The sequence below is a fragment of the Fictibacillus solisalsi genome, assembly GCF_900103485.1.
Lineage (GTDB): Bacteria > Bacillota > Bacilli > Bacillales > Fictibacillaceae > Fictibacillus_C > Fictibacillus_C solisalsi.
This window is the reverse complement of sequence record NZ_FNHW01000001.1, coordinates 3426764-3449547: the sequence shown is the minus strand read 5'-3', so window position 1 is coordinate 3449547 and position 22784 is coordinate 3426764. Positions and strand designations below refer to the sequence as shown.

General features: G+C 45.3%; 23 protein-coding genes and 1 pseudogene. 18 read left to right on the top strand and 6 right to left on the bottom strand.

Translation table 11 applies throughout. The features are described from left to right. The first annotated feature begins 32 nt into the window (after positions 1–32). The 9 genes from spoIID to BLT53_RS17220 all read left to right on the top strand — a co-directional run bounded on the left by spoIID (position 33) and on the right by BLT53_RS17220 (position 6978). On the top strand, positions 33–1055 hold the full coding sequence (gene spoIID, locus BLT53_RS17260; RefSeq protein WP_090236558.1) for a stage II sporulation protein D: 1023 nt from the start codon (positions 33–35) through the stop codon (positions 1053–1055). Between the two features lie 152 nt (positions 1056–1207). Further along, positions 1208–2083 carry a stage II sporulation protein SpoIIQ gene (spoIIQ, locus tag BLT53_RS17255; protein WP_486599177.1) on the top strand — a complete coding sequence of 292 codons (876 nt, stop codon included), beginning with the start codon at positions 1208–1210 and terminating at the stop codon, positions 2081–2083. A gap of 345 nt (positions 2084–2428) precedes the next feature. Continuing rightward, on the top strand, positions 2429–2695 hold the full coding sequence (gene spoIIID, locus BLT53_RS17250) for a sporulation transcriptional regulator SpoIIID (protein ID WP_026677325.1): 267 nt from the start codon (positions 2429–2431) through the stop codon (positions 2693–2695). Positions 2696–2884: 189 nt separating this feature from the next. Continuing rightward, positions 2885–3886, top strand: a complete 1002-nt coding sequence (gene mreB, locus BLT53_RS17245; RefSeq protein ID WP_090236555.1) for a rod shape-determining protein — start codon at positions 2885–2887, stop codon at positions 3884–3886. 112 nt (positions 3887–3998) lie between these two features. After that, on the top strand, positions 3999–4817 hold the full coding sequence (locus BLT53_RS17240) for a flagellar hook-basal body protein (RefSeq protein ID WP_090236553.1): 819 nt from the start codon (positions 3999–4001) through the stop codon (positions 4815–4817). Positions 4818–4832: 15 nt separating this feature from the next. Further along, entirely contained in the window at positions 4833–5654 is an 822-nt protein-coding gene (locus tag BLT53_RS17235) for a flagellar hook-basal body protein (RefSeq protein ID WP_090236552.1), read from the top strand. A gap of 14 nt (positions 5655–5668) precedes the next feature. Further along, positions 5669–5977, top strand: a complete 309-nt coding sequence (locus tag BLT53_RS17230; RefSeq protein ID WP_090236550.1) for a DNA-directed RNA polymerase subunit beta — start codon at positions 5669–5671, stop codon at positions 5975–5977. 138 nt (positions 5978–6115) lie between these two features. Next, positions 6116–6544 carry a 3-hydroxyacyl-ACP dehydratase FabZ gene (gene fabZ / locus BLT53_RS17225; RefSeq protein WP_090236549.1) on the top strand — a complete coding sequence of 143 codons (429 nt, stop codon included), beginning with the start codon at positions 6116–6118 and terminating at the stop codon, positions 6542–6544. A gap of 227 nt (positions 6545–6771) precedes the next feature. Then, positions 6772–6978 carry a hypothetical protein gene (locus BLT53_RS17220; protein WP_090236547.1) on the top strand — a complete coding sequence of 69 codons (207 nt, stop codon included), beginning with the start codon at positions 6772–6774 and terminating at the stop codon, positions 6976–6978. A gap of 41 nt (positions 6979–7019) precedes the next feature. On the opposite strand, the gene asnB is transcribed toward BLT53_RS17220, so the two are convergent. Beyond that, positions 7020–8840, bottom strand: coding sequence for an asparagine synthase (glutamine-hydrolyzing) (gene asnB / locus BLT53_RS17215; protein ID WP_090236545.1), 1821 nt, complete (start codon positions 8838–8840; stop codon positions 7020–7022). A gap of 175 nt (positions 8841–9015) precedes the next feature. Then, entirely contained in the window at positions 9016–9288 is a 273-nt protein-coding gene (locus tag BLT53_RS17210; RefSeq protein ID WP_090236543.1) for a hypothetical protein, read from the bottom strand. A 323-nt stretch (positions 9289–9611) separates the two neighbouring features. On the opposite strand from BLT53_RS17210, the gene BLT53_RS17205 reads away from it, so the two are divergent. The 3 genes from BLT53_RS17205 to BLT53_RS17195 all read left to right on the top strand — a co-directional run bounded on the left by BLT53_RS17205 (position 9612) and on the right by BLT53_RS17195 (position 11963). Then, complete coding sequence (locus tag BLT53_RS17205) at positions 9612–10667, top strand: processed acidic surface protein (RefSeq protein ID WP_090236542.1); 1056 nt, start codon at positions 9612–9614, stop codon at positions 10665–10667. A gap of 18 nt (positions 10668–10685) precedes the next feature. Continuing rightward, complete coding sequence (locus BLT53_RS17200; RefSeq protein WP_244520448.1) at positions 10686–11345, top strand: class D sortase; 660 nt, start codon at positions 10686–10688, stop codon at positions 11343–11345. 108 nt (positions 11346–11453) lie between these two features. Then, positions 11454–11963: a GNAT family N-acetyltransferase gene (locus BLT53_RS17195; protein ID WP_090236540.1), complete on the top strand. Its 510-nt coding sequence runs from the start codon at positions 11454–11456 to the stop codon at positions 11961–11963. A 20-nt stretch (positions 11964–11983) separates the two neighbouring features. Here BLT53_RS17195 and BLT53_RS17190 read toward each other — a convergent pair whose 3' ends face one another. After that, on the bottom strand, positions 11984–12475 hold the full coding sequence (locus tag BLT53_RS17190) for a phenolic acid decarboxylase (RefSeq protein ID WP_090236533.1): 492 nt from the start codon (positions 12473–12475) through the stop codon (positions 11984–11986). Between the two features lie 102 nt (positions 12476–12577). On the opposite strand from BLT53_RS17190, the gene BLT53_RS17185 reads away from it, so the two are divergent. After that, a complete protein-coding gene (locus BLT53_RS17185; RefSeq protein WP_090236531.1) occupies positions 12578–13123 on the top strand; it encodes a PadR family transcriptional regulator in 546 nt (181 codons plus the stop codon). Between the two features lie 40 nt (positions 13124–13163). On the opposite strand, the gene BLT53_RS17180 is transcribed toward BLT53_RS17185, so the two are convergent. From BLT53_RS17180 to BLT53_RS17170, 3 genes are all read right to left on the bottom strand, one after another. Beyond that, the gene (locus tag BLT53_RS17180; RefSeq protein WP_090236529.1) at positions 13164–13856 is read right to left on the bottom strand and encodes an OmpA/MotB family protein; all 693 of its coding nucleotides are present in this window, start codon (positions 13854–13856) and stop codon (positions 13164–13166) included. A gap of 6 nt (positions 13857–13862) precedes the next feature. Further along, complete coding sequence (locus BLT53_RS17175) at positions 13863–15431, bottom strand: hypothetical protein (RefSeq protein WP_090236528.1); 1569 nt, start codon at positions 15429–15431, stop codon at positions 13863–13865. Between the two features lie 120 nt (positions 15432–15551). Then, positions 15552–16751, bottom strand: a complete 1200-nt coding sequence (locus BLT53_RS17170) for an ROK family transcriptional regulator (RefSeq protein WP_090236527.1) — start codon at positions 16749–16751, stop codon at positions 15552–15554. Positions 16752–16879: 128 nt separating this feature from the next. On the opposite strand from BLT53_RS17170, the pseudogene BLT53_RS17165 reads away from it, so the two are divergent. The 5 genes and pseudogenes from BLT53_RS17165 to BLT53_RS17145 all read left to right on the top strand — a co-directional run bounded on the left by BLT53_RS17165 (position 16880) and on the right by BLT53_RS17145 (position 22739). Next, a pseudogene (locus tag BLT53_RS17165) lies at positions 16880–17265 on the top strand (VOC family protein). 167 nt (positions 17266–17432) lie between these two features. After that, positions 17433–18410 carry a galactose-1-phosphate uridylyltransferase gene (gene galT / locus BLT53_RS17160; RefSeq protein ID WP_090236525.1) on the top strand — a complete coding sequence of 326 codons (978 nt, stop codon included), beginning with the start codon at positions 17433–17435 and terminating at the stop codon, positions 18408–18410. Between the two features lie 5 nt (positions 18411–18415). Beyond that, on the top strand, positions 18416–19594 hold the full coding sequence (locus BLT53_RS17155; RefSeq protein WP_090236524.1) for a galactokinase: 1179 nt from the start codon (positions 18416–18418) through the stop codon (positions 19592–19594). Next, the gene (gene galE / locus BLT53_RS17150) at positions 19594–20586 is read left to right on the top strand and encodes a UDP-glucose 4-epimerase GalE (RefSeq protein ID WP_090236523.1); all 993 of its coding nucleotides are present in this window, start codon (positions 19594–19596) and stop codon (positions 20584–20586) included. The genes BLT53_RS17155 and galE overlap by 1 nt, the downstream gene beginning before the upstream one ends. Positions 20587–20732: 146 nt before the next feature. After that, positions 20733–22739, top strand: a complete 2007-nt coding sequence (locus BLT53_RS17145) for a beta-galactosidase (protein ID WP_090236521.1) — start codon at positions 20733–20735, stop codon at positions 22737–22739. The last annotated feature ends 45 nt before the right edge of the window (positions 22740–22784 follow it).

Here is a 22784-nt window from a genome sequence, read left to right as displayed (position 1 = left end):
AAGACTAATCAAATCAGTGGAGGCCAGCCTGAATGTTCATACGACTGAAGCCGATCAGCTTCTTCCTCTCTATTTTTGTACTGGTTCTTGTTCTGATTCCAGCTCTCGTCGTGCTTCCCTATTCTTCCAAAGCACCGCAATTGCTAGAAACAAAGCCAAAGAAAATGCAGCAGAAATCCGTAGAAGCGCTTTCCTCTGCCCTGGCTGTTCCGGTATACCGGACAGCGGAAGAAAAGGTAGAGAAGGTGCCGCTCGAAGACTATGTAAAAGGGGTTGTCGCTTCGGAAATGCCTGCTGATTTTGAAATGGAAGCCTTAAAAGCACAGGCGCTGACAGCGAGAACCTATATCGCTCGTATGCTTGCGAATAACAAGGATGTGAACCTTCCCGGCGGAGCAGCGGTCACTGACTCCATTCTCTACCAGGTGTATAAGAGCGATGATGAGCTAAAAAAGCTCTGGGGCAGTGATTATAAGAAGAAGATGCAGAAAATCACCAAAGCCGTAGCGGAAACCCGGGGAGATATTCTAACGTACGAGGGGCAGCCCATTTTCGCCAGCTTTTTCTCGACCAGCAACGGGTATACTGAGAACAGTGAGGATTATTGGGGCACAAAATATCCGTATCTCAAAAGTGTGAAAAGCCCCTGGGACAAAAACACCCCCAAGTTTTCACAGAAGCAGGAGATTCCTCTTTCAGAGGTGGAAAGAAAATTGGGAGTTGGGATTAAAGAAAACGGAACAATTGGCAACGTAACCAACAGAACCGAGGGTAACAGAATTGCCAGCATCACCATTGGCAGTAAAACCTTTACAGGAAAAGACATCCGGGAAAAACTGGGACTCCGTTCATCAGATTTCACCCTGACGAAACAGGGCAACAAGGTAATCGCGGATACCAAAGGGTTTGGCCATGGCGTAGGAATGAGTCAATATGGTGCCAACGGAATGGCGAAGGACGGCAAAAATTATAAAGAAATCGTCAAGTATTATTATAAAGGTGTCGCCATCACCGCTTATCATCCCCAGGAAGAGCAATCCACCGTAAAAAAGTAAACAAACCCGGCTCAGTTGGCCGGGTTTTTTGATGTACATCCCTTAAGTAAAGAGGGGTGAAAAAAGACATGAATAATTTTCTTCCTTTTGTCGAAAAATAAATCCCCAAAATTTTTCATGCCAAAGTATATATTTTCTGAATTCTGTTCAGAATGATTGCTGAGGTGATGATAAAAATGAAAGATGAAGAAAAACAAACCCAAAAAACAGTTCCTCTAAAAGGGAGGAGAATGGGGAAATTCATGAAAAAACGTTGGGTATATCCCGCAATCTATCTCGTATTTGCTGCTGTCGTTCTGGCTTCTGTGCTTTGGTATCAAAACGATGCTTCCAATTCTAAAGAGACGCCGAATGGTGCTTTCCAAAATAATGATAAAGCAGTACCGGTCAGCGTTTCCAAGGAAGTTTTCAAAATGCCGGCCAAGGATCCAAAAAGCGTAACCATCAAAAAGGAATTCTTTAACCCGGATGCATCAGCAAAAGAACAAGAAGCTGCTCTCGTATTTTATAATAATATCTACTACCAAAACAAAGGAATCGACCTGGCTACAGAGAGCGGAAAAACGTTTGATGTCACTGCTGCAATGAGTGGTAATGTTACAAAATCGGTGAAAGACCCTGAGCTTGGCTATGTGGTAGAGGTTGAACATGCAAACGGCTTAATCACCCACTACTCTTCGCTTGCTTCCGTTAAGGTAAAAGAAGGCGACATGGTAAATCAAGGTGAAGTTGTTGGTGCTGCCGGCCAGAACCTGTATGACAAGGATGCTAAAATCCATGCTCACTTTGAAATCCGCAAAGACGGAATCGCCGTTGACCCCGTATCAGCGTGGAACCAGTCTGCTTCCCAAATCGAGAAGCAAGTGGACAAGCAAGAACAAGCAAGCAAAAAAGATGAAAAAGCTTCCGTTGAAAAAGGAAAGTCGGATGCTGCAAAAGACAGCAGCGCAGCTCCTGAGCAAAACAAAGAAAAAGAATCTTCTTCGACAAGCGAAAATACAAAAGAATCCTCAGCCAATGACAATTGAGGAAAATGGTAGGCAGCCTGCTTAGCGCAGGCTGCTTATTTGTTGCTTTGGCAGTCCTGCGATTATGAAAAAGCCTTCCAATGCTGATCGCCTCTTAACGCCTGCCTCAGCTTTTCTCCTTGTCCCAGTTGAGATTTTGGCATATATGTCCGTTCGTCTTAATAAGATGTTACAAAACCTACAATTCTTTTGAGGGTGAGCGGTGAGAAGACGTAGTATGGCTGCGGTGAGAAGGGGACGGGACACTCTAAACATCATGAAAACCACACACAAGGACAGGTCGCGTAGCTTGAACATAGAAGTCTCTATCGCATCTCTCACATCCAATTTGGGGAGGCGAGTGGTGTGCACGATTACATCAAAGAACGAACCATCAAGATAGGAAGGTATATCGTGGAGACAAGAAAAACCGTGCGTATGATCGCAAAAGAATTTGGTGTCTCGAAAAGCACCGTTCATAAAGATCTGACGGAACGATTACCTGAGATTAATCCGGATTTGGCCAACAATGTAAAAGAGATTCTGGAGTATCACAAGTCCATCAGACATTTGCGGGGCGGTGAGGCAACACGAGTAAAATACAAAAAAGGAGCGGAGGAAGTCGTCCAATAAGAAGGCTCACCTGAAAGCGGCATGCATCTTGCATGCCGCTGAGTTATGCAAAAGAAAATGTCTTAAAAAATTAACATATTTTTTCCCGGTTCAACAAAAGTTATGATAGAATGTTTTATTGGATAGAAATTCGAAAATTGACGAAATTTGTAAAATGTAATGGTTGAAACCTACAGGGAGGATTTATGAATGTTTTCAAGGGATGTTGGTATTGATCTCGGTACGGCCAATGTATTGATTTATGTAAAAGGCAAGGGTATTGTACTGGATGAGCCGTCTGTGGTTGCCATCGACACAAACACGGGAAAAGTGCTGGCTGTCGGTGAAGAAGCCCGAAGAATGGTGGGGCGTACTCCAGGCAACATCGTGGCCATCCGCCCGTTGAAAGATGGCGTGATTGCTGATTTTGAAGTAACAGAGCAAATGTTAAGACATTTTATTAATAAAATAAATGTAAAGGGCATGTTTACTAAACCGAGAATACTGATATGCACCCCTGCAAACATTACCTCTGTAGAACAAAAAGCGATACGGGAAGCAGCCGAGAAGTGCGGCGGCAAGTCGATTTATTTGGAAGAAGAACCAAAAGTGGCAGCTGTTGGTGCTGGAATGGACATTTTTCAGCCAAGCGGCAATATGGTCGTTGATATCGGTGGAGGAACAACGGATGTGGCTGTTTTGTCCATGGGGGATATCGTCACTGCCTCTTCGTTAAAAATGGCAGGGGACAAGCTGGACGGCGAAATCTTGAATTATATAAAGAAAGAATACAAGCTTCTGATCGGGGAAAGAACATCGGAAAGCATTAAACTGAATGTGGCTACTGTATTCCCTGGAGCACGGGATGAAGAAATGGATATCCGGGGCCGGGACATGGTTTCCGGGCTGCCGCGTACCATTACCATTCGCTCGGAAGAAATTACCCAGGCGCTGCTTGAGCCGGTTATGATGATGGTGCATGCGGCAAAAAGTGTGCTTGAAAAAACACCGCCTGAATTATCAGCGGATATTATTGACCGCGGTATTATTCTGACGGGCGGCGGAGCTCTGCTGCACGGAATTGATCAATTATTTGCACAAGAATTGAGGGTTCCGATTTTTATCGCGGAAGAGCCGATGAAAGCGGTGGCCAATGGAACGGGGCTCATGCTCGAACATATGGATAAATTGCCAAAACGAAGATTTAAATAAATGACAATGTAAGCCCGCCAAAAAAGGCGGGCTTTTGTCATTTTCCTTCACATTGAAAAAAACCTGCCGATACTATACGTATACAGATTGTTCGGAAAGAGGAGGCTCGAGTATGCTGAGAGGATTTTATACAGCAGCGGCCGGTATGATTGCTCAGCAGCGGCGGCAGGAAATGCTGAGCAACAACATTGCCAACATGAATACACCTGGCTATAAAGCCGACCAAACATCACTGAGGACGTTTCCAACTATGCTGCTGCAGCAAATGGGAGGCACTGAGGGCGTGGCAGGCCAAAAGGCTGGGCAACGGCCGATTGGGAACCTGGCCACAGGTGTTTATGTACAAGAGGCAGTACCTAATTTTGTTCAGGGAGATCTGCAGGAAACGGGTGTAGGGACCGATCTCGCCATTTTGCAGGGCTCCTTGCCCGTGGACCGGCAAACCGGAAAACCCGGCTCGCTGTTTTATACCATTGAGACGAAAGACGGAGAGACAAGATACACAAAAAACGGGCATTTTACGGTGGATACCGCTAATCAACTGGTGACTGCAGAGGGGAACATTGTACTGGATGAGAAAGGAAACCCGATTTCAGTATCAAGTGAGAATTTCACGGTCAGCCCGGATGGAACGATCTTCGATCAGGGCCGTAAGGCAGGCAGGATTGGTGTTTCACTGATTTCGAATCCAATGGACCTCGTTAAGGAGGGAGACGGCCTGTTCAGGCTTACACAGCCTGGTTCAGCTGCTGTATATACGGGGACAGGCTTTCAGGTTAAGCAGGGGTTTATTGAGCGTTCCAACGTGGACGCTGAGCAGGCCATGACGGATATGATGTCGGCGTACCGTTCATTTGAAGCCAATCAGAAAGTACTTCAGGCATATGACCGGAGCATGGAAAAAGCGGCAAATGAAGTAGGGAGAATCTGATAGGAGGATACGTTAGTGAACACATCCATGATTAATGCATCGGTAACGATGGGGCAGCTTCAGCACAAACTGGATACAACAGCCGATAATATGGCAAACAGCAATACCACGGGCTTTAAATCAAGAGATGTTCAGTTTTCCGACCTGTTGTTTCAGCAGATCAACAATAAACTCGACGGACGGAATGAAAAGGGACGGCTTACACCCACAGGAATCCGCTCGGGCAGTGGAGCAAGAGTTGGCACTACCGGATTAAATCTTGAGATGGGGGCATTGAAAACAACAGACCGCCAGCTTGATCTTGCACTGATAAGACCCGAATTGTTTTTTCAAGTTCAGGGGCCGGTTACGGACGGTGAAGACAGTATTGAATATACGAGGGATGGAGCGTTTTATCTGAAGCCGGGCAGCGCCAAGGGGCAGCTTGATCTGGTTACTTCAGACGGCAATGCGGTGATCGGCCAAAATGGGCCGATTCGTATTCCTGAGAATTATAAAGAAATTTCTATTGGACAAAACGGGAATCTTTCGGTAACGTTAGATAATGGAAGGATCATCAACAGCGGCCGATTGGCACTGGTTGAAGCCGTCCATCCCCAGCAGTTTATCGCGGCGGGGCATAATTTTAGAATTCCGGCTGGTGTAAACACCAATCAAGTGGTACGGGCTGCAAACCCGGGCAACACGGCCTTGAAGCAGGGCGCTCTTGAAATGTCCAATGTGAATGTAGGCAATGAAATGACGGAGATCGTCAATATGCAGCGGTCCTACCAATTTAACGCCCGCACCATTACAATGGCGGATCAAATGATGGGACTGGTCAACGGAATTCGTTAACAGGTGATGAAAAGATGGCAAACGAACTCAGCAGGGAAGAGTACCGTAAAAATAAAATAGCAGAATCCAAACAGAAGGAAGCGGTAAAGGCAAAGAAACCTAATCCTCAAGAAAGCAAGAAGCAAGAGACGGAAACCGTAAAATCAAGAAGACGGCACTTTCCGATTTGGCTTCGCTTGATTGTTATTGCTGCTTTAATGGTGGTTTGTCTTGTGGCTGGGGCAATTATCGGCTATTCCGTGGTAGGCGACGGGAAAGCTGGGGATGTCTTCAAGAAGGAAACCTGGACGCATATTTCCGATTTGATTAACCAAAAAAAATAATAAGTGACACATAGAAGATAGGAGGGGGCTGTGAGCCCTCTTTTTTTGAGCCATTGGATTAACCTTTTTCAATCATGTATAATGTGCAGAGACACATAGAAAGCTAACTACGTAAGTAGAGGTAAAGGAGTCATTTCCATGAAATTAAACATTGAACAAATTAAAGAAATCATTCCCCACCGCTATCCGTTTTTATTGCTGGATACGATTGAAGAACTGGAGCCGGGAAAACGCGCGGTCGGCAAGAAAAACATCACTGCGAATGAAGAAGTCTTTAATGGTCACTTCCCGGACTATAATATCTTTCCCGGCGTAATGACATTGGAAGCCTGTGCGCAAACAGGTGCGGTTGCTCTTCTTTCCATGGAAGAATACAAAGGTAAGATTGCTATGTTTGCCGGGGCAGATAAAGTGAGATGGAAGCGTCAGGTAAGACCGGGAGACACGCTTTTAATGGAAGTGGAGCTGCTTCAAATCCGCAGGGGAATCGGCAAAGGCAAAGTGACAGCTACTGTTGACGGAGAACTTGCCATGGATGCTGAGATAACATTTGCAGTGGGGAGATAAAGTAAAGAGGGGGCCGGTAAACAATTGTTAAACAGCGGTTTACGGCCTTTTTTGCCGCCTTTTTTTAAGCGCGTATCAATAACTTTAACCTACTGTAAAGCCTGTGTAAGGTATTGGTAAATCGGGCTTATACCCTGTTTTTTCTTGATATAGTAAGGATAGAACCGCTGATGATCAGGTGTGGCGGGGCGGTTCCAATCTGAACTGATCGAAGGGAGAACGATGGGATGAACAAAAGCTTTTTAATGAAAATTGGGGCTTCTCTTTTGGCGATTATGTTAATGACAGCTTGTAACAGCAACAGCGACACCGAAAAACAGGATTCCAGCACAGAAACAGAACAGAAGGTAGATGACGAGAAAAAGGCAGACCAGACAAGCACTGACAGCGAAACAAAAGAAACAGGTACAGATGCTGAAAAGTCTGATCAATAATTGATAAAAAAGCACGCCCCTTGCGGGCGTGCTTTTTACCGTTATACAAGCTTGATATGATAGTCTTTCAGCCATGTGTTGACGTGAATTATATATTCCATCAGCTTCGTGGCCTGACCTTCGCTGATCCCTGTTTTTCCCTCTGCAATGGCTCTGATTTTCGAAGTGTCAACCAGGGAATTAACCGGTGAATTGCTGTCATTTACGATGTCCAGCAGCCAGTTCTTGATTCCTCCAAAGTAAACAGGATCCTGTGCGGTTGGATACGCACTTTTCCGGCGGTTTCTAACATCATCTGGAAGGTAGCCTCTCAACGCACGGCGAAGTATTCCCTTTTCGATATTATCCACGCTTTTGACTTCCCATGGAACGTTCCAAAGATATTCCACCAAACGATAGTCACAGAATGGCACACGCACCTCAAAACCGACGGCCATGCTCATGCGGTCTTTACGGTCGAGCATGAACGGAAGGAAGCGGGTGATAAACTGGTATGACATCCGGCGCTGTTTGACGCCGATTTCACTTTCACCCTCCAGTGCCGGAACCTCGGCCAGCGCTTCCTGATAACGGCGGTCTGCATAAGCCTCGGGCTGAATGGCACGAGTGGCTTCGTCTGAAAGAATGTTGGAGAAATAGCCTCTGCTCTGGCGCCAGGGGAACGTGGTGCCGTTCAGGAATTCATCTTGATGGAACCAGGGATACCCGCTGAAGACCTCATCTGCGGATTCACCGGATAATGCAACCGTGGCATCCTTTTTCATCTCTCTGAACAGTAAGTAGAGAGACGTCTCCATTTCTCCGAGTCCTGGGAGATCCCTTGCATACATCGGTTTTAAGAAGTTATCAAGCAAATCATTGGCGCCAAGGACAGTGGAATGGTGTTCAGTTCCTACGTGCTCTGAAACACGTTTAACCCATGGTTCATCAAGTCCCAGGTGGAGAAGATCCGTTTGGAAGTGCTCTGCGCTGTTGGCAAAGTCGATCGAATAGGTGTGAAGAATTTTTCCTGCCTCTTTATAATCTCTTCCTGCCAATGCGGTCAGACCGCTGGAATCCAGTCCGCCCGAAAGCATGGAAACAAGCGGAAGATCTGCAATCAACTGGCGGTTTACCGTATCTTCCAGCAAGGCCTGAATTTTTTCGGCGGTTTCTTCTACAGTATCGGTATGCTCTTTACTTTCGAGCTTCCAATATTGGCGTACCTCCGTTTGATTGCTTGTAAATGTGATGCTGTGCCCCGCACGTACTTCTTTTACATCTTTAAAGACACCCACACCTGGTGTTCGCATAGGTCCAAGGGCAAACACTTCTGCAAGGCCTTGTTTATCGACCTCCGGCTGAATGTCCGGGTGGGCGAGGAGCACTTTCAGCTCGGAACCAAAAATAATGGAATTTCCTCTTTGGGCATAAAAGAGAGGCTTCACACCAAGGTGGTCCCTGCCCAAAAAAAGTTTCTGTCTTTTTTTATCCCAGATGGCAAATGCAAAAATTCCATTCAGATGATCCACACATTCTTCTCCCCATTCCATATAAGAATGAAGGAGAACTTCTGTATCGGATTGGGTGCGGAAGGAATGCCCGCGTCCCTCCAGTTCCTTTTTTAACTCTAGAAAATTGTAAATCTCACCATTATAGGTTAACGCGAGGGTTTGATTGCCTTGCTCATGAAGCATCGGCTGCAGTCCGCCTTTTGGATCAATAACGATCAGGCGTCGATGGCCAAAAACGGCACGAGGTGAAAACCAAAAACCATCTGCATCAGGTCCGCGATGTTCAATCGCTCCTGTCATATCCCGCAAAATGGATTGTTGTTGAGAAATATCTTCTGACCAGTTAACCCAGCCTGCAATACCACACATACTAACATCTCCTTGCATGATTTAATGATGCAAGTGCAATGGTACCATCTATTAACGTTTACGTAAACGTGAGCTAAGAACTATTTTTATGGATTGAAAACCATGTTTGCCATACTTGTGCTGTACTCCGCAATAGTCCGATGTGAGGAAAAAGAAAAACCGCTCTTGCAAGCGGTCAATCTCTTGAATATTTGGCGAGGATTTCCTCACGGGTGTCGGCACCTTCCACTCCTGACTGTATAGCTGATATCAACTGGTCATACTCATCCTTTGTAATTTCCGCAACTGAATTCTTGGGAAAGATATAAGGCTTGCCAATGTCCTTGGTATCCAGCTCGTTCATTAATTCAATTTCTTCTTCCTTTTCCCGGCATTGGGTGGGATCAAAGGTATAGACTCTGCCGAATTCCTCTTTAAACTCTCTATTCATATTAATAAAATAACGCAACGAACATTCTCCTTTCTATCCACTGCCTGCCTTACTAGTCATACCCGGTTTGCCTGATTTGAAGACATAAAAAAACTATAAAACTTTTTTTAAAATGAGGGATAAAAAACGAGATTTCGGGAATGATAGAAGTACCCCCTTTTTTATATATCTTTTTGTCCCCGCTTCCTTAAGAGGCGGCTTTTTTTTTTGCCTTTTTCAAGGTTCCTTCCTGGCTTATTTTACCAAGCATTTACCTATTAAATAGGTCTAAAGAACCATGTAATAAAACTGTAATAATCTATACTAGGATTAGGAAACTAAAACATATTCAGGAGGAACGAATGAAGAAGATTTTATTAAGCATGCTGGCTGTTCTCTTAACCTTTTACTTCTTGCCTGCAAATGCATTTGCGGCGGTAAAGGATACAGATCTTACGGCCTATCTAGCAGAAATAAGCAAGGAACGCGGCTATGAAATTAGCAAAGAAGACTATGAGAACTACCTTTCCGATTATGCCGACAGCAGCCTTTCGGATTTTAACACAGTGGAAGAACTAAAAAATTTCTTGGGGCCTGTGATCAAAAGCGACAACAGCAACCTTAATGAAATCTACAGCGAATATGATTTGAACGAACAGAAGCTAAAGGATCTGTTGGCAAAGAATGGCGAACAAATTGAAGATTACATTTATGTAGATGATCTTGATTTTGCTGTCTCTACTCTTGCGTATGATGATTCCTCCGATTCAGATGAGATGCCAAGCGAAGAAGATCTTGCAGCCATCGAAAAGGAAATGCAGGATGCTTTGGCAGAAATTGACCTGACGCCAAAAGAGGTCGATAATTTGATGAACCATCTGCTTTCCCTTGAAAAGGATCTCAATAACCCGGAAACTGAAAAACAATTAATGTCCATAATGGACCGGATGGCTGCCATTGATCCGGATCATCCAACAAAGGCGCAGATTCAGCAGGTTGGACAGGCATTTGAAGATTTGCTGTCCATCTTTAAAATGAACGCCAAGTTTTATATTGTTGATGGGAACAAGAAAACAGCTGTGACGGCAGCGGAACTTATGCAGATGACCGTGCTGGAGGGGGATTACCTTTTAATCGAGCTTTATGACTTGAAAGGCAACCTTTTGGCAGATATGAGAATTACTTCAGATGAGGTAGCCGGAAGCTCAGGCACAGTGGATAAGGTATCAAAAACGGTGGAAAATGCAATGGCACCGGCACCACAAAAGCCGGTTAAAGCACCAAGTGCCAAAACACCGCGTACCGTAAATGGCGGAAAATTGCCTAAAACGGATTCCAACAACCTGGATGGCGCGCTGGCAGGGCTGGCCATTATTGGAGCGGGACTATTTTTATACCGAAGAGCAAGGCTGTCATAAATGACCGGGAGAAATCAAATGGGAAGAAGACGCCGGAAAAAAGGGCTTCTTCTTTCTTTTTCAATCATTATGATAATACTGGGTGTCGGAATCTTTTCGAAATACCTCATAGAGTATTCCAAAGGATATTTCGCTGGTGAAAAAGTAGAGCCCAAAGCATATGCCCAGCATAAAAAGGAAGCTGCCACGGGGAAGGAATCGGACAAGGTGATGAAGGATGATCCGGTCCCTGCCAAAGAAAAACCGCTATATAAAAAGAGACCTGAAATCGGAGAGAAGATGGGTACTCTTTATATACCAAAGCTTGAAGCCAAGCTCCCCATTTACCATGGAACAAACGAGGATGAACTGGCCAAGGGAGTCGGACATTATAAGGGAAGTGTACTCCCCGGCGAAAAAGACAATTCTGTTTTGTCAGGACACCGTGACACGGTATTTCGCAGCCTGGGAAAGGTCGGCAAAGGAGATATGCTGGAAGTGACAACGTTTGCCGGCACCTTCACCTATAAAGTAAGAAAGGTCAGGATCGTTGATAAAGACGATCGGACGATCATTGTGCCGAAGCCGCGTGCCGTTTTGACGGTCAGCACCTGCTACCCGTTTAATTACATTGGTTCAGCACCTAAGCGATATATTCTGGAGGCCTTTTTGGTTTCATCACAAGTAAACAAATCTTAACGCATGCGAGGGGTGGTATCATTTCCCTTCGCTTTTTATTTTGTCTGGAAAAAGTAAATTTTGATAAAGTAATAGAGATGCGAAAGATTCTACACAGGAGGTAACACCATGGTACATATTCGAGATGCACTTCTTCGCGATTTACCCGCGTTGTTGGATATTTATAATGAAGCCATCCGGACATTGACGGCTACCTTTGATCTGGAGGAGCAAACATTGGAGCAACGAAAAAAATGGTTTGAAAAATACGGAGGTGCCTTCCCGCTGATCGTTGCCAAAGTGGACGGAAAGGTTGCCGGCTATGGCTCTCTCAGCTCTTTCAGAGATAAGGAAGCCTATGCCCGTACGACAGAAGTGTCTCTGTATATCTCATCAGAATTTCGGGGCCAGGGAATTGGGAAAGAATTAATGAAGGAAATTCTTCAAAGGGCCCGCAATCTTGGTTACCATACAGTGATCGGAGGAATTACGGGAGGAAACGAATCAAGTGTTCACCTGCACAAAAAATTCGGCTTTGAATTTGTTGGCTGTTTGAAGGAAGTAGGGTATAAATTTGATCAGTGGCAGGATGTCCACTTTTATCAGCTTATATTGAATACAGAAAAAACGAAGGGATAGCACCCTTCGTTTTTTTTATTTTAGCAGTTAAGTTTGCCGGCACGAATATCGTCAGTCATTCCTTCGTATGGAGCTTGAGCTACCACGTTTTCATTGTTTACGCCGGCATTTTCAATAAATGTGATATCTGCAAATTCAGGAACCACATATTTTGGATAGGTTTCATACTTCTCACGGGACTCATGCATAAGGTCAATGTGATCGTTTTGATAACAGACCGTAATTTCTGGATGTTCATGAACCCATTTTGGGAAGAAGATGACCCCGTGCATTCGTTTTTCTTTTGGCATGAAGTTCAGCGCTACATCTGTACCCGTCGGCTCGGTCCATGACACTTTGTAAACATTCTCTGTTAATTTAACGATGCCGACTTCCTGATTTCTGACCCAGCGGCCGCCAACCATTCCACTATGAATACGGTAGTCGATCGTATTTTCATTCTTAATATACATTTCATATTCCCACCCGTTTTCATAGGTGTAAATCATATGACTTCCAATAAAGTTATCCATAAAACAGCACTCCATTATTACGTTTTAATAAACATGTAATTATTTACATATTAAATATAACGCTATGGTATAATAGTGTCAATCATTTGAGTGGAGGCTAATATGAGAGTGCTAAAATACGCCATATTGGGTTTATTGGATAAAGGCCGGCTAAGCGGCTATGACATTACCAGTAAGTTTAAAGAAGAGATTGGACATTTTTGGAGCGCAAAACACAGTCAGATTTATCCTGAATTGAAAAAGCTGACAGAAGAGGGATTTGTCGAATATCAAATCGTCATCCAGGGGACTAAGCTGGAAAAGAAAGTGTATTCCATTACAGAACTTGGGAAGACGGAACTGCATGAGTGGATGAACCAATACAGCCCCATTCCGGAGACGCAAAAAGATGAATTTATGCTGAAGGCATATTTTGTTTCTTCCATGTCACCAGAAGAAGCCAAACAGCTGTTTGAAGATCAATTGGAGAAAAGGAAACAAACGGTGGTGTTTCTGGAGGAACGGTTTCAGGAGTTTGAAGGGAAAGAGGAGCCGATCTCCTTTTCTTCTCCGGATTTCGGCCATTATCTCGTTCTTAGCCGGGCGCTGGAACGGGAGAAAAGTTATATCTCATGGCTTGAAAGGATGATTAAGCGAATCGGAGGCTGAATATAAAAAAACGAAAGACAGTTGTGCCTTTCGCTTTTGGTTACTGCTGATTCACGATATCCTTGAGTTTATTTTGCCATTTGTTATCGTCCAGAATGATCTGGAATGAGATCCGTCGGTTTTTTTGCAGAGCGGCAGGTGAACTGCCTTTGGCGATCGGTTTATATTCGCTATATCCGGTGGCGGCGAGATACTGGGCATATGGAAGGCGTGAAAGTTTTGGGTTGGCTTTTGCCAGGTATTTTACAACGGCGACAGCGCGTTCTGTAGAGAGGGACCAGTTGTCATACGGAACGGAATCGGTATGGCCCTCTACCAGAATAATATAAAGATATTTGCTCATGTCCTTTTCATCGATAATCGCCGCAAGCGCATCAGCCAGGGGGTTAAGAACCTTCTTCCCCTTATCGCTGACCTCTGCGCTTCCTGTATCAAACAGAATATTGCCCTCGACTGAAATGGTATTGTTCGGTCCCCGGACCACTTTATCTTTCCCTACATTTTTTTCAAGCTGTTTTTCGATCAAGTCCGAAATGTGCTTTTTCACATCGGCCACCTGGTGCAGCTCCTGTTTGATCTGAGATTGGTCATACGCATTATATATGCTCTGGACATACGCAAGAATGGCGATGAAAATCATAATAAGCACCATCATGGCCATCATGTCGGTAAAGCTGGGCCAATAGATTTCTTCCTGGTGCTGTTCAGCAAAAACATCTTTACGGGCGCGCATGATTCATCACCGCCTTCTTGGTTCGTGCGAGCTGATGAGCCTTGCATCATGTTCCCGGTTATCATAGACCGTCTGATTGTCCACGGCTGCCTGGTACATACGCTGAAGAAGATGGTACATGTCCGCAAGCGTCCGATTACTGCTGGTAAAGTCACGTGACAATCCATGAAAAAGGTTCTCCAGTGTTCGGGCAAGCTCCCGCATGTCGTCATTGCGCTGAGGCTGTGATTGCTGGCTGAGCTGTCTTTCCCTTTCTAGTACGTGGCGGATCTGTTCCACAAAATCTCTCTTGATATGTTCAACTGCATTATAAAATCCTTTTTCAAGCTGTTGTACAGAAGAGGCAAAATCAGCGGCAGCTCTGCCGTACTCTCCTTGCTTTTCAGAATACCGATAGTACCATTCTTCCTGTTTCTGGCCGAGCCGGTTTTCCAGGTTTTCATGCTGACTGACATAATGCTGAAGCTGCTCCTGCATCACCCTGGTGAGGTTGCCGGCGAACTCTTCCGAACGGCGCTGGGATTCGATAAGCATTTTATCCGATCGCTGGATCAGCTGCTCGAACTTTTGCTGCCCCGCATTTTGGCGTTCGACCCCTTTTTGGAACTGCTGTTCAAATGATTTGATTTGTGTTGTCAGGACACCGATGCTTTGATCCACCGCCTTATGCATGCTGTCTTGTTTGTCTATTGTCTTTTGAAATTGAAAGCTGAATTGCTCGAGTGTGCCGGTGGAAGCAGCAAATGACTCGCTGTGCAGCCGCTGCGCATGCAGAATGCCTTTTACATCCTCCATGGCCGTTTTCAGCCCGGCTGTAAATTCGGTCATGGAGCTGCCGAATTCACCCACACTTCGCTGGAAGCTTTCCTCGATTTTCACTGCAAGCCGGTCGAGCAGACGTTCAGCTGAGTCCTGGGGCTTTTCCTGCAATAACAGGCTGTTGAAGGCATGATCTAGATAAACCTCACAGTCCGACATGACTTTTCCCTGAAGGTACGTAAGGGAAGAGCCGCGGGAGAGGAACCCGGTTTGAAGAATGTTGAGAATCAGAGCCCCTCCGATTCCTGCGATACTCGTAATAAAAGCAACGCTCATTCCTTCAAACGGAGCAGTTAACGAGGAAATGATCGAATTCATGGTCATGGTTGGCCCGCTCGCGGCATTTCCAAGACGGAACAGTGTATCCTGCATGGAAAGAAGGGAAAGTGTGAGGCCGATAAAAGTACCCAGCACTCCGAGTATGATTGTAAAAGCGGGAAGCTGCTGCATGACTTTTTGAATATTACCCACAGGAACACGCATGATTCCAAGCACGGGAATGCGCTCCTGGAAAAGATGTTTTTCGATTAAAGCTTGTGTATTCAGCGACGATACACCAGACAAATGATATTGGCGATAATCGGAACATATACGCTGGATCCAGCGGGAACGCGGCTGCATAGCAGTCTGGGTTTCAAGCTCCTGCAGCTCTCTGATCCATTTTTTTAGCCGGTACCCTGTCTGGGTGTAACCAATCAGTCCGGTAAGGACCAAAATACCAATCAATCCAACAACGGCACTTGTTAAAAAATCCATGCTGTCCACCCCTCCGTTTCCATACAAGCATATGAAGGGCAGGCCCTGACTAGTACACCGGGTTTGTATACAAAAGCCCGTTGCCTGTCGGGACAGGCAACGGGCACCTTTTCGATTTTACTATATGGAGAAAAGCTCAGAAAGCAGCAGGGAAACTGCGCCGATAGCAGTAGCTTTATTTCCGAGACTCGAGAGCCGGATATCGGTTTGCTTTGCACGTTCGGTCAACGCCATCCTTGCAATCGTTTCTTTTACCCCGTCCAATAGAATTTCACCGGCATTGGCTACACCTCCGCCAATAATAATTCGTTCGGGATTAAGCAGGTGGATCAGGTTGGTCAAGCCGATGCCGAGGTAAATCCCTGCAGAGTGCAAAATGTCCCTGCTCAATTGATCTCCCTCCAAGGCGGCTTTGTGGACCAGGCGCCCGGTGATACGTTCCAGGTTCCCGCCCGACAATTCAGTTAACCGGCTTTCCTTACCGATGGCCAGTTCTTTTTTTGCCCTTTCTGCAATCGCAGGACCTGCAGCCAGCGTCTGCAAACAGCCATAATTTCCGCAGCTGCACCGTTTTCCGCCAATATCGATCGTCATGTGACCGATTTCTCCAGCAATAAAATGTTCCCCGTGAAACAATTGTCCGTTTATGACGATTCCTGCCCCAATTCCGCTGCCGACATTTACAGCAACCACACTGGATGCGCCGCTTCCGCTGCCGAACCATACCTCGCCCAAGGCAATCGCTTTTGCGTCATTTTCCACCTTCACAGGAAGGTTAAAGGTTGTTTCCAATTGCTCTTTTATAGGAATATTTCTTAAATGAAGATTCGGGGCATAGAGCGATATTCCCCGGTCAACATCCACAACGCCGTGCATGGCCACACCGATGCCGATGATTTTATCTTCTTCCTCTTTGTACTGATCCAAAAGCCCCTGTATCTCTGATTTCATCATTTTTAACAGCTCATCCGCCGTGACAGGCAGCAAAAGGGCCTTTTTACTAAAATGATGGACGCCGCCATTTAAATCAGACAGTATGATTTTAATATCTTTTGGTCCTGCGTCGAGCCCAATGACATAAAAGCCTTTTTCATTGATAATCAGCATGGTCGGCTTTCGTCCGCCTTGTGATTCTCCCTGAATGCTTTCCTTTATAAGACCCGAATCGATCAGTTCTTTTACGATGGAACTGACAGTTGGAGGCGTCAGCTTGGTATCCTTGGCAATCTGTGCTCGGGAGATCGGTCCCTCCAGACGGATTCGATTTAAAATAATACTTCGATTCAAGGATTTCATGAATTGAAACGTACCACGTTGCATGGTTATGACACCTCAAGTTAATTTAATTAATTAATATACAGTATACCTTCTTTTTCTCAATATGGATAGAAAGAAATGGGTTTGATAAAATTCAATTAAAAGATCTTCAATGGAATGGAGGACGGAAGTTGAAAGTTCAGCGGCTGGATCATCTGGTTTTGACGGTTAAGGATATAGCAAGAGCCTGTGATTTTTATTCCGGAGTTCTGGGAATGAAGGTGGAGACCTATCGACAGGGAAGAAAGGCTCTTGCGTTTGGGAACCAAAAAATCAATCTTCATAAAGCGGGCCGGGAGTTTGAACCAAAAGCAGCAATTCCTTTGCCAGGATCTGCGGATTGTGTTTTATCACGGATATCCCTTTAAACCAAGTGATAAGACACCTGGAAAATCATGAAGTTCCTCTGCTCGAAGGACCGGTGGAAAGAACGGGGGCAGAGGGGCCGATCACTTCTGTGTATATTCGGGATCCGGATGAGAACCTGATTGAAATCTCCAATTACATCGAAGGCTGAAAACCGGGAAGAGCTTCCCGGTTTTTCTTGTGAAAATGATATATCCGGGTATGCAAACCTTTTCACTTGTGGTAATCTGGTATCAACTTAATAATTTAATTTAACAAAGTTCGATGGATATGTGAGATTTTTTACAACACTTCATAAATACACTCTAGGAGGCAACAATGGCTGAGTTACGTTATAATCCTTTACTAAAAGACTGGACGATGGTAGCGGCAAGCAGGCAGAACCGACCGCACATGCCGAAGGACTTTTGCCCGTTTTGCCCGGGTTCCGGAAAAGTTCCTGAACACTATGATGTTCATTTGTATCACAATGACTTCCCGGTGCTGTCCCCAAATCCGCCACAGCCGGATGCAGTTGGTGAAAGCCTGTATCAAACAAGAGAAGCGTACGGAAAATGTGAAGTGGTTCTGTATTCACCCGGGCATTATGATACCATCCCGGATCTTTCACGGGAGCATATGAAGAAGCTGATGGACCTGTGGACGGACACATTCGTGCAGCTTGAGCAAGATACGAACCACGAATATGTCATGATTTTCGAAAACCGGGGAGAAGAAGTCGGGGTAACCATGCCTCACCCTCATGGGCAAGTGTATGCTTATCCATTCATTCCGTTAAAAGTAAAAACAGAGCTCAATGCCTGCAAAGATTATTTCGAAGAGAACAAGCGCAACATGTTTGACGATATCGTAGCTGAGGAAAAAAGGTTTGGTGAGCGGGTGTTATTGGAAACCGAGCATTTTATCGCATTTATTCCGTTTTTTACAGACTATCCTTATGGCGCCTATATTGTCAGCAAAGATGAAAAAACAGCCATCACGGAGTTTTCTGAAGAAGCAAAAATGGAACTTGGGGATATGCTTCAAGAACTCGTTGGCGGCATGGATTTAATTTACGATAAATTATTTCCGTATATGATGGTCATGCATCAGCGGCCTTCGGACGGAAAGGATGAATATAACGATTTTTACCGGTTCCATATTGAATTTTATCCTCCGCTTCGTGCAAGTGATAAAATAAAATACAATTCTTCCTCTGAAACCGGGGGATGGGCGGCAGCCAATCCGACAAAAGTAGAAAACAACGCAGAAAACTTGCGGAACTGTATAAAGCGATATCATGAAAAGAGGGGGTAATAAGAATGGAGCAACGGCTCGCAGAGCAATTTCAATACTATTTTCCGGGAAATACCGACGAAGTTCGACTTTTCTTTGCGCCAGGACGGGTCAATTTGATTGGGGAGCATACCGATTACAATGGTGGCTTTGTTTTTCCTGCTGCACTCTCAATCGGCACATATATGGCCGTGCGCAAGAGACAAGATGGCATTTACCGTTTGAAGAGTGAAAATTTCTCACAGGACGTAACTGTGGATGCTAATCAGCCCATCGTTTTTAATGATGCAGATGACTGGGCCAATTATCCAAAGGGTATTCTTTTACAGCTGCAAAAAAGCAGAATTTCCCTCTCCGGAGCCGATGTGTTCTATCATGGCAATATTCCAAATGGTGCAGGTCTTTCTTCATCCGCCTCCGTCGGAATGGTCAGTGGTTTTGCTTTTTCAGCAATTGAAAACAGCGAAGTCGATATGCTTGAGCTTGCCAAGCTGTGCCAACGCATGGAAAATGAATTTATTGGGGTAAACAGCGGAATTATGGATCAGTTTGCTGTCGGCTTCGGCAAAAGGAATGAAGCTGTATTTCTCAATTGCCAAACCTATGAATATGAGATGATTCCGCTTGAAATAGAAGGTTACAAGCTTGTGATTACCAACACCAATAAACGCAGGGGGCTCGCCGATTCCAAGTATAATGAGCGAAGAAGCCAATGCGAGCAGGGGCTCGAAGTCATTCAGCAGCATTTGAAAGATATAGAGGCCCTCGGTGAGCTTACTCCTCTTCACTTCAAAAAAGTAGAACAGTATATAGAGGATGAAGTGATCAAGAGAAGGGTAAGACACGTGGTGACCGAAGATGACCGCGTGCATAAGGCTGTCGCAGCGCTTGAAAACAGAGATATCACTGCCTTTGGTTTATATATGAATGAATCTCACCTGTCACTAAGAGATGATTATGAAGTGACAGGTACAGAGCTCGACACGCTTTTTGATCTTCAAAAAGAACAGCCCGGCTGCATTGGCACAAGAATGACCGGTGCTGGTTTCGGCGGTTGCACCATTTCTATTGTCAAAGAGGAGCAAGTGGAAGATTTCAAAGAAAACGTAGCGGGCCGATATACGGAAAAAACAGGTTTAGTGCCTGACTTTTATGTTTGTGAAATTGGAGACGGAGTGAAAGAACTTAACGGGGTGAAACGATAATGGCAATTTTAGTCACAGGCGGCGCAGGTTACATTGGAAGTCATACGGTGCTGCATCTGCTGAATAAAGGGGAAAAAGTAGTTGTATTCGATAACCTGCAAAAAGGCCACCGGGAAGCGGTTATGGAAGGTGTTTCCTTTTACAAAGGAGACCTTCATGACAGTGATCTGCTTGACCGCGTATTTTCAGAAAATAAAATTGAAGCAGTTATCCATTTTGCAGCAAATTCACTGGTCGGAGAAAGTGTAGAACATCCAATCTCTTATTATCAAAATAATGTAGCAGGATCTTTGAATCTAGTAGACCGTATGGTGAAAAACGGGGTGAAAAACATTGTTTTTTCATCCACTGCTGCTGTATACGGTGAGCCTGAAACGGTTCCTATTTCGGAAAGTGATCGTACGGTTCCAGGAAACCCGTATGGCGAAACCAAACTGGCTATAGAGAAACTTCTTTTTTGGGCGGATCAGGCCTATGGCTTGAAGTCGGTGGCCCTTCGTTATTTTAATGCTGCAGGGGCGGATTCTGAAGGCAGAATTGGCGAAGACCATACACCGGAATCCCACCTTATTCCGATCGTACTGGAAGCCGCACTCGGCAAACGGCCGTATGTTTCGATTTTCGGAGAGGATTACAAAACGGAAGACGGGACATGCATTCGCGATTACATCCATGTGATGGACTTGGCGGATGCTCATTATCTGGCCCTTGAAAAGCTCAAACGCACAGAGGAGAGCGGCGTCTACAACCTTGGTAATGGTACCGGTTTTTCTGTAAAAGAAGTGATTGAAACATGCAGGGAAGTAACTGGACGGGAGATTCAGTCGGTCTCCTCGCCAAGAAGAGCGGGTGATCCGGCTGTCCTGATCGCATCGTCACAGAAAGCAAAGGATGAACTGGGGTGGATTCCTCAATATCCGGATTTGAGGGAAATCGTTAAGCATGCATGGAATTGGCATGTAAATCATCCGGATGGTTATTCCGCTCAATAGGCATTTGCGGCTGGTAAAAAGGGTATTCTACAACTGAAAGAAAATTAACATCCAGGGGACATGAACAAAGAATCATGTCCCCTGTTGTTAAAGCACCAAGCACGTGGGAGAAATCTTTAGCCTGCAGACAAAAGGAGCGATTCAGCTTGTATTTGGGAGTGGACTATTACCCTGAACAATGGCCAAAATCAAGATGGCCAGAAGATATCAGATTGATGAAGGAACTTGGTGTCAATGTTGTCCGTATGGCGGAATACGGCTGGCATTTGATTGAGCCGGAGGAAGGCGTTTATGATTTTAGTCTTTTGAATGAAATCATTGATGAATTAACCGAAAATGGAATTAAAATCGTACTGGGCACACCGACAGCCGTACCTCCTGCCTGGATGGTTCAGAAGTATCCGGACATTCTGCCGGCAGATCGTAACGGCCGTCCGATTTCTTTTGGGGGACGCCGCCACTATACCGTCAACAGTAAAGTCTATCAAAGGTTTACGGAAAAAGTAGTGCGTAAACTGGCTGAAAAATATGGTCATCATCCGGATGTGATCGGATGGCAGATTGATAATGAATTTGGCCATGAGAAGTCAGACCGCAGTTATGGAAATGAGGACCGTACATCCTTTTGGTTTTGGCTTCAAAATCGTTATGGCAGCCTTGAGGCTGTAAATGAAGCCTGGGGAACCGCCTTTTGGGGCCAGACTTATACGGAATGGGAGCAGATACCATTGCCATTGAACGTGTATCAGCAGCATAATCCCGGGTTGCTTCTTGATTTTGACCGTTTTTGCGCAGCGGGTTATACAGCCTACAGCAAGCTGCAGGTTGATCTATTGCGGGAAACGATTTCCGATCACCAATTTATAACTCATAATTTTGTGTTTAATGAACAGGCCATCAACCAGAGAGATATTGCCGAAAATCTGGATTTTGTGTCTTCCGGCAACTATCCGGCTTGGGGAAGCGGCCCCGAACCAGCCACACCAGCATCCATAGCCATGCAGCATGACATCTGCCGTTCAACAAAGGAAGGAAAGGGCTTTTGGGTTATGGAAGAGATTACGGGGGCACAAGGCTGGAATCATACCGGCTACCTTCCACGGCCGGGGCAGATCAGGCTATGGACGTATCAGGCCATTGCACGCGGGGCTGAAGCAATTCTTTATTTCCGGTGGCGTTCTTCCCGATTTGGTACAGAGCAATTCAGCCACGGTATCCTTGGTCATGACGGAAAACCAAAACGGAAATTTGAAGAGGTGAAAGAAACCATTGCGGCACTGAAAACGTTCGGAGATGAATGGGTTGCTTCTGATTATATCCCTGAAGTAGGGATGTATTACGAGGTAGGAAATGCCTGGGCCTGGAGGATTCAGCCGCAAAGCAGGGCATTTGATTACAAACAGGAGCTTCTTCGTTTTTACTATGGTGCTTATCATCTCAACAGTGCAACATGCATCGTATCACCGAAAAGCACCCTTGATGGTCTGAAAGTCGTCATTGTTCCCGTATATTTCCTGACAGATCCCGATTTTACAGACAAATTGAAGAAATTTGCGGCGGAGGGAGGGACGGCAGTTCTTTCCTACCGTTCGGGCTTGAAAGAACCGAGCAATGCATTGACAGAGCTAACCTTGCCAGGGGAGCTGGCAGAACTTGCGGGCATTCACGTTGAAGAGTTCGAAGCCCTTCAGCCCGGTCAACAAACAAGGATAAGAGGCACCACGGGTAATATTAAGGACATATTGTCACCGGCAACGGTATGGTGTGACATCATTAAGTCCATATCAGCAGACGTAATCGGTGTATACCGTGATGCCTATTATGAAGGCGAACCGGCCATAACCAGAAACAGATACGGAAAAGGCGTTGTTTATTACATTGGCACTGCGGTTGAAGAATACTTTTTGATGCGTCTTTATAAAGATATTTTTAAAGAGGCCGGTGTTGGAATGATTGAACTCCCTGATGATGTGGAAATGGTCGTCCGCACAGGTACAGGCGGTAAGAAATTTTTATGCTTATTGAATCATTCCACCACCGCCAGCCACAGGCTGACGCTGCCTAAGGGCCACTGGAAGGATGTTATGACAGGGGAAATCTTTAATGGGGTGGTACGATTGCCCTCACTGGGTTCCTATGTCCTTATGCAATAGATTGAATCAAATACAAACCTCTCCTCCTTTATGGCCAGTCGCGCA